This window comes from Desulfobacter curvatus DSM 3379 (genome assembly GCF_000373985.1).
Taxonomy (GTDB): Bacteria; Desulfobacterota; Desulfobacteria; order Desulfobacterales; family Desulfobacteraceae; genus Desulfobacter; species Desulfobacter curvatus.
Genome location: NZ_KB892934.1, coordinates 1 through 6,871, shown reverse-complemented (window position 1 = coordinate 6,871; position 6,871 = coordinate 1). Strand labels below are relative to the sequence as shown.

Annotated in this window: 11 protein-coding genes; 4 read left to right on the top strand and 7 right to left on the bottom strand. The window is 43.1% G+C overall.

Annotated elements, in window-relative coordinates; all coding sequences use genetic code 11:
- Positions 1-226: 226 nt before the first annotated feature.
- Positions 227-934 (top strand): class I SAM-dependent DNA methyltransferase, encoded by a 708-nt coding sequence (locus B147_RS0104235; protein WP_020586000.1) that lies wholly within the window; start codon positions 227-229, stop codon positions 932-934.
- A gap of 20 nt (positions 935-954) precedes the next feature.
- Entirely contained in the window at positions 955-1,626 is a 672-nt protein-coding gene (locus B147_RS0104230) for a TenA family protein (protein WP_245568921.1), read from the top strand.
- A 111-nt stretch (positions 1,627-1,737) separates the two neighbouring features.
- On the opposite strand, the gene B147_RS32730 is transcribed toward B147_RS0104230, so the two are convergent.
- The 7 genes from B147_RS32730 to B147_RS0104200 form a co-directional block, all read right to left on the bottom strand.
- Entirely contained in the window at positions 1,738-2,031 is a 294-nt protein-coding gene (locus B147_RS32730; protein ID WP_020585998.1) for a hypothetical protein, read from the bottom strand.
- Positions 2,032-2,043: 12 nt separating this feature from the next.
- On the bottom strand, positions 2,044-2,289 hold the full coding sequence (gene mobA / locus B147_RS32725; protein WP_342662098.1) for a molybdenum cofactor guanylyltransferase: 246 nt from the start codon (positions 2,287-2,289) through the stop codon (positions 2,044-2,046).
- A 300-nt stretch (positions 2,290-2,589) separates the two neighbouring features.
- Entirely contained in the window at positions 2,590-3,126 is a 537-nt protein-coding gene (locus B147_RS0104220) for a YaeQ family protein (RefSeq protein ID WP_020585996.1), read from the bottom strand.
- Positions 3,127-3,330: 204 nt separating this feature from the next.
- Positions 3,331-3,858 (bottom strand): ribonuclease HI, encoded by a 528-nt coding sequence (locus tag B147_RS27365; protein WP_033396865.1) that lies wholly within the window; start codon positions 3,856-3,858, stop codon positions 3,331-3,333.
- Positions 3,859-4,302 carry a YaiI/YqxD family protein gene (locus B147_RS0104210; RefSeq protein ID WP_020585994.1) on the bottom strand — a complete coding sequence of 148 codons (444 nt, stop codon included), beginning with the start codon at positions 4,300-4,302 and terminating at the stop codon, positions 3,859-3,861.
- Positions 4,303-4,367: 65 nt separating this feature from the next.
- Positions 4,368-4,865, bottom strand: coding sequence for a YehS family protein (locus B147_RS0104205; RefSeq protein WP_020585993.1), 498 nt, complete (start codon positions 4,863-4,865; stop codon positions 4,368-4,370).
- Between the two features lie 146 nt (positions 4,866-5,011).
- Entirely contained in the window at positions 5,012-5,470 is a 459-nt protein-coding gene (locus tag B147_RS0104200; protein WP_020585992.1) for a thioesterase family protein, read from the bottom strand.
- Positions 5,471-5,686: 216 nt separating this feature from the next.
- On the opposite strand from B147_RS0104200, the gene B147_RS0104195 reads away from it, so the two are divergent.
- Together B147_RS0104195 and B147_RS32265 are read left to right on the top strand one after the other, a co-directional pair.
- Positions 5,687-6,439, top strand: coding sequence for an MBL fold metallo-hydrolase (locus B147_RS0104195; RefSeq protein ID WP_020585991.1), 753 nt, complete (start codon positions 5,687-5,689; stop codon positions 6,437-6,439).
- Positions 6,440-6,672: 233 nt separating this feature from the next.
- Positions 6,673-6,871, top strand: a 199-nt coding sequence (locus B147_RS32265; protein ID WP_026259792.1) for a hypothetical protein, incomplete at its 3' end; no start/stop codon positions are given.

The following is a 6,871-nucleotide window of genomic DNA, read 5'->3' as shown; positions in this document are numbered from 1 at the left end:
GATGGTCAAACCGTTCATATCAGAAAAAGCACACGACCAGAACCCAGACAACAAAAAATTTATAAAGCTTTGGAGATAGGTTTATATCCAGGGCCGGTGATTAAAAACATTTTTAGACAAAAGTAGTGCCATAACCAGGAACTTAAAAACAACAATCCGCGTGATTACAATAAGTTATAATTTGCAATCGAAAACTTGGGCTAACGGTTTTTGTTTGGAGGGCAGCATGGATAAAAAGAGAAGTTTTGACGAATTTGCACAGGCATATGATGCCTGGTTTTTTGACAATATGAATCTGTTGAATTCAGAAGTGAATCTGGTCGCTCATTTTTTGAAAGATGCGGGTGATACCTTTTCTGTGGGGTGCGGAAGCGGTCTTTTTGAATCAATACTGAAAAAAGATTTTAATATTCCCATTCAGTACGGTCTTGAACCATCGGACGGAATGGCCGATATTGCACGAAAACGCGGGCTGACTGTTGACGTCACCACAGCCGAAGATGCCGATCTGGGCCAAGAGCAATACGATACGATTCTATTCAACGGCACGCCAAGCTATATCAACGACCTGCAGTCCGTGTTTCACAAGGCATATGCTGCGTTGAGAAAAAACGGTAAAATCGTGGTGATTGATGTGCCCAAGGAAGGATCATATGCAACCATGTATAACCTGGCAAAAAGTTTGGGAACATGGGATCATCCACTATTGGAAGGCATTCACCCAAGGGACCCGTACCCAATAGAATTTGTAAAGGTTGCCAACTGGCGTACAACTGCTGAGAAAGTCGAGATGCTGGAAGCAGCAGGATTTCAAGACTTTGATTTTGCACAAACCCTGACAAAGCATCCGCTGTACTCAAACAACGTGGAAGAAAAACCCATCCCCGGCTTTGACGGCGGTGACTATGTCGCCATTTGTGCCTTAAAAAAATAACAACAGCAGAATCAGGAGGGATGAAGAATATGAAAGCGGCAGGAAAACAGACCCAAAAGATGTGGGATGCGGTTGCTTGCATTTATGCGGATACAGTTTCTCATCCCTTTGTTGTCAGACTTGCCCAAGGTACCTTGGATAAAAATAGTTTTGCACATTTTTTGTCCCAGGATATCCTCTATCTCAAGGATGACAATCTGGCGTTGGATCTGTTGGCCGAAAAAGCGCCCAACACATCTGAAAAGCAATTCTTTAAATTGTTGGCCAAAGATGGACTGGACATTGAACGGGCCCTTCACAATGAGTTTCTGGGCTATTTTAATATCAAGGCGGCTGAAGAAAAGTCTCCTGCCATTGAAAAATACACAGCCTTTCTGCTCGACCACAGTAAAAATTCTGCGTTTGGGATTGCTGCCGCGGCTCTTTTACCTTGTTTCTGGGTCTATAACAGCGTCGGCAATCATATCTTGACCATTGCGGAAGTCCCCAACGCCTACCAGATGTGGATCGACACCTATCACAGTGAAGCATACGAACAATATACACAAAGATTTATTGATATTGTAGAGCGGGTGGCATCAGAGGCCGATGAAGAACTATATCAAAAAATGTTGAACGCTTTCATGCAATCAACACAATATGAACTCGATTTTTTTAAAGAAGCGATGAACTGCAATTGCAGCACCCTTTAGACGGTCCTCCAATCGAATTGATGCGTTTTTAACCACGCTTTTAAACGGCAGCATGATGGGCATGGTCCGAAAGCGCAAATGAGATGACATCATTGGGGACTGTAACCGGCGTCAACGGTTTATCCCTAAGGGGGGGGGACTTTGACTTTTTTCTTGAACTGGATCACCGTTCTTGCCTGCTTTGCGGCCACCCTGGGTTCGCAGCCAGTTTCTGGCAGTTTCAAGATCTTGTAACGTATTTACATTAAATGCAAACATCATGTCCTGGTCCAGAGGCTCCAGTTCCCGAGGCGGGATCTGTATACTGTTTTCCGGCTTTAAAATTTTTTTGATCTTAACTACCTTTTTTTCCAGGTTGGTTTCAATCGGGGAAAGGCAGGATTTATGATAGAGGGCGCACAGCATTTCAAGGCCGCCTTAGGTTTTGGGGATGATAATCTGTTTATCATCGTCCCGCTGTCTCAAAAGATGCCTGATAACTTTCTCACTGACAAAGGGCAGATCGCAGACCGTGACATAACTCCAATCATAATCGGCGTAAAAAAGACCTGCGTGAAGTCCTGCCAGGGAACACCGGGACGGGTTAATATCCGTAACAACCAACGCATCCATTCCCAAAAAATCTTTGGGATCATTTACCACCAGAATCACCTGGGGGAAAATCCTTGAAATATGGATTGAAAAGAGGTCGATTTTGGCAGGCTAAAAATAACATAGATAGAGCAGACTACCTCAAAAACAGGGTTCTTTTTTGGAGGGAACGACTACCGCAGACTATCCCTGTTTTTCTGGGTTCTAAAATGACCCAGATTTCGAATTTTGACTGCTGCAGTTGAAGAGGAGGACTACATGTCGGTCAGCCTATGTTTTTCATCTGAACGGATACCATAGAAATTATGTTTATCCAGAAACTCTTTTCCAGCCGCCAGCTGGCCAATAGAATCCGCAAGGCCCTTGCCCCTGCTAATTCGCCTTAAGGGGTTTCCAGGAAATTTCGCACGCCCCAGCATACCCGGAAACATAAATAACACCGTCTGAAACCGTAACGGAAAGGTCCATTGTCCTGTTGGCCAATCCAGCCAGTTCCTGTAGGCCTTTCCATTGGAGCTGAAAGACCTCCGCACTTAACCCCTGGAACTTTTCCCCTTCCTTCTTCCACCAGCTGTCTGACTTGAGGTTAAAGGAATATACCCGCACCGCAGAAGAGAGCCGTCCGGCCTTTTTGATCCGGTCAAAGGAAGGTTCTCCCACCTCAACCCAGAGGGCAATCCTGCCATCCAGGGTTTTCTCCCAGATATCCGGCTCCTCCACAGTGGAAAGTCCCCGGGTCATGGTCAGGGCTTCAGTGGCATTCATGCAGAATGCGATCACTCTTGCCATCATGCGCTCAACAGATTCAGAAGGATGCTGGGCAAGGGTAAGATTCAGGGTATCGTAAACATTTCGGTCCACATCGGCCAAGGTGATATTTGCTTTAAAAATGGTGGGTTTAAGGGCCACTTGACTATCCTATGGGTTAAAATTCTGTCAATAAAATGTAAATTCTGTTCAGGGCTCCCTTAACCGAATCCATATTCCCCTGTCAAGCAGAGCTTTATTTCCAGTCTCACCTGGCCACGGTTAAAATGCCCCGAGCAAAAAGTATCCAAGGTTTATAAAATGGCCGAAGCAATATATGGTGACATTTTTCTCTCACTTTTAGGTCTAACAGCCGGCATGAGACGCGGGGGCTTTTGCTAACGTTTTCAATGCATTTGCCGAATGATGTCTCAAAGCTTTTCTTGATGCTTTGTCTACCAATGTAAAAAATCGTTCCGTATCATTTTTCAATATAGATGGCTTATGGCCGTCAACTTTTTTAAATTCACAAGCCAGTTGATCTGATAAAAAGAAAAATTCTTGATACAGCGCCCTATTTTTAATGGGCTTGTTTTTTTTAGACAAATAATCATTGTTCTCAAATCGCCCACGCCTTGCCTGCAGTCCGATAATGTTCTGGGAATCGGTATACACAATAATTCTGGTGTCCGGCTCTTGAATTGAAGTCAATGCCCAGATCAGGGTCTGAATTTCCAATTTAGCGGAACTGGTCTGCTCAAATTTTTTTAGCTTAACATTTACCTTAAAGGAGCCTGAATACGGTTCCTCAAAAAGACCAGCAAGGTATGCCCCATATCCGACTTTTGATTTGGGATTCACACTACCATCTATGAATAGCCGTAAGATTGTCATTCAAATATTGGATATCCACTTATTTAAATGATTGGCAAAATTACTCAAATTCTTCTGATTGATCGCAGCCGGTCCGCCGGTATCAATTCCACTGTCCCTCAAACTCTCCTTAAACGCCCTCATTCTAATCTGTTCCTGAATCGATTCTTTAGAATAGAGATGCCCCCTGGGATTAAGGGCATGACCCTCTTTTTCTAAAACCTGAGCCGCCAAACGTATATCAGAAGTAATCACCAGATCACCTTTATCAAGCAACTCAAGAATCCTGTTGTCCGCCTCATCAAACCCTCCGGGGACTTGGAAAAATGTAATATAGTTCCGCTGGGGTATTTTTATGGGATGATTGGCAACCATGGCTAACGCCACACGGGTCCTATCGGCTGCTCTGAACAAGATATTTTTAACCACTCCTGGGCATGCATCTGCATCCACCCATATTTTCATGTAGTACCCTTTGTCTTTATAGTTAACCCAAACTATAGTAAAGCCTTTTCGCTTGATCTTTATGGCTATCGCAAGTTGCCCCAGGGGTCTTCGGACTCATCCTCTCCAGGCCTTAACTCAAGCTGAAGCCCTTTTAAAAAATTACGCAACATCTGGTTTTTGCACTCCCTGTAATGCTTGTGCCCGGGTTTTCGAAAAAAGGCGCTTAATTCATGTTTGCTGATTTGCAGACCAGCCAGGGATAAAACTCTGATCATATCTTCTGCTTTAAAATTTACAGCGATCTTAAGCTTTTTTAAAATAACATTATTATCTAATATTTGCTCTGGTTCAGGTTGAGAGCCCTCTCTTTTCCCCCGTTTATGATTGATGAATCCATTCAAAAAAATAGCCAATTCTGTATCCGTGCATTTTTTACAGGCGGGGTCATCATCTTTTTTCAGCCAATCACTGACCTGACCCCGTGACACCTCATAGTCGGCTTGTCCAAAAACAGAGATCATTTCTGCATCACTGAGATCAAAAATATATCGAATCCTGCGTAAAATATCATTTTTATTCATATTATAAGACCAATCCCATTGTCTTTTAATCTTTTTTTATGACGTTAGAACATTCTTATCAGCTCCGCACTGCGGACAAGCCATCGCTTGTTCGGATATCTCGTGCCGGCATTCGCGACAAGGTTTCATATCCCCTCCCCTTTTTTTCAGCCAATCAGATACGTGCCGGTTCCCGTGGCGATCCGGACATCCTGTTCATTGTAAAGGTCAATTTTTGCAACCACTATCCGTCTGCCGGCCCTGATAATTCGGCTTCTGCATTCGAAGGCGTTTCCCCTGCCCGGCCTTAAATAATCGACCCGAATATTAATCGTGGCTGATTCGACAAGTTTTTGACTGATCTCTTCAAAAGATTTACCTTCTTGAAATTTTGCACAGGAAATCAGTGCGGAAAGCCCGCCGGTCAAATCAAGAACTGATGCGGTGACACCTCCATGCAGAATACCGGCAGATGAATTTCCTATGAGATCCGCCTTCATCTCAAAGGTGGTAACAGCCTCTCCTGAATCGTAATCCAGATTTTTTATATCAATGCCAAGAACCTTGTTGAACGGCAGCATTTCAAGGTAGTATTTTTTTATATTCTCAATCACATGTTCACTCATATCAATTCTGCTCAATTTTGAATTTTAGTTTCCGTGCTATATATCGTACCAACGGCAGCTGCACAATGAGCGAGATGATTGATTTTTCAAATTGTTTTATGTAACGTGGATAAGATTCACACGCACAAACGGCTTTGACGGCATCCGGCAATTTTCTTCTGGTGAAAGTATCTGTTTTCTATGATGCCATATGTTTGAATTAAGATGGAGAAGAAAATGATGCGATTTTTATTGATAGGCCTGGTTTCATTGGTATTTGTATTCGGAATGGGAATTTATACTGAAGCAGCCCAAACAGACATAATTCCAACGGTTAAAGGCGATTTGAAAATAACCTTGATTGGCCACGGCACCCTCATGTTTGAATATGGTGGGAAAATAATTCATGTCGATCCATGGACAAAGATTGGAGACTATTCATCTCTACCCAAAGCGGATCTGATCCTGATTACGCACCATCACCGAGATCACTTGGATATAGCGGCTTTGGAGCAAATTTTAAAAGACAACACCGTTGTTGTGATGACTCAAAAATGCATTGAACAAATCGAAGCCATGAATTGGTCTCCGATCCTTATGGCAAATGGGGACAAAAAAACAGTAAGTGGATTTTCAATTGAGGCCGTCCCGGCATACAACCTGGTCCATAAGCGTGAAGACGGTACGCCCTTTCATCCCAAGGGAGAAGGCAACGGATACATCCTCACATTCGCAGATAAACGCATTTATGTGGCAGGGGATACCGAAAATACGCCGGAGATGAAAGCCTTGGAAAATATTGATGCGGCCTTTATTCCGATGAATTTGCCATATACCATGGATTCAGCAATGGCGGCCGATGCCGTTAAGGCATTTAAGCCCAGGTTAGTTTATCCCTATCACACGACAAGCAGCGAAGCGGATCAAGTGCCGGGCTTCATTGAATTAATGAAAGGATTTGATGACGTTGACATCCGGATTTTAAAATAGCGCATACTTCAAATTCACCGGGTGGCTGTATGCCACCCGGTGAATTAGCCGGCGATATGCCGTCTTTCGTATCGAGAATAAATAAACGGTTTAAATTTTCTTCCCTATATAAAAAGCATACCCATAGTATTTTTTGTACTTTTTATATACTTGAGTTTTCGGAAAACAGTTAAAGACAAAAGAATCGAAGAATGAAATAATATGAAGGTTATTATTCAATTAAGGAGTTACGGGTGAATATACCGTGTGTCTGCAAGCCAGCCTTCATAATTACCGGATTCTCATTTTTAAAACCCGAGCTTACTAATATCCAGTTCCAAAATTTGACGCTGATTGCATCAGCTTTGATTCTCGGGGCAAAATTCAACCTTACCGAAATCAGTCGAATGTGGCTGAAGCAAAAGAGCATATCTGCGCTGTCGGAATTTTTAT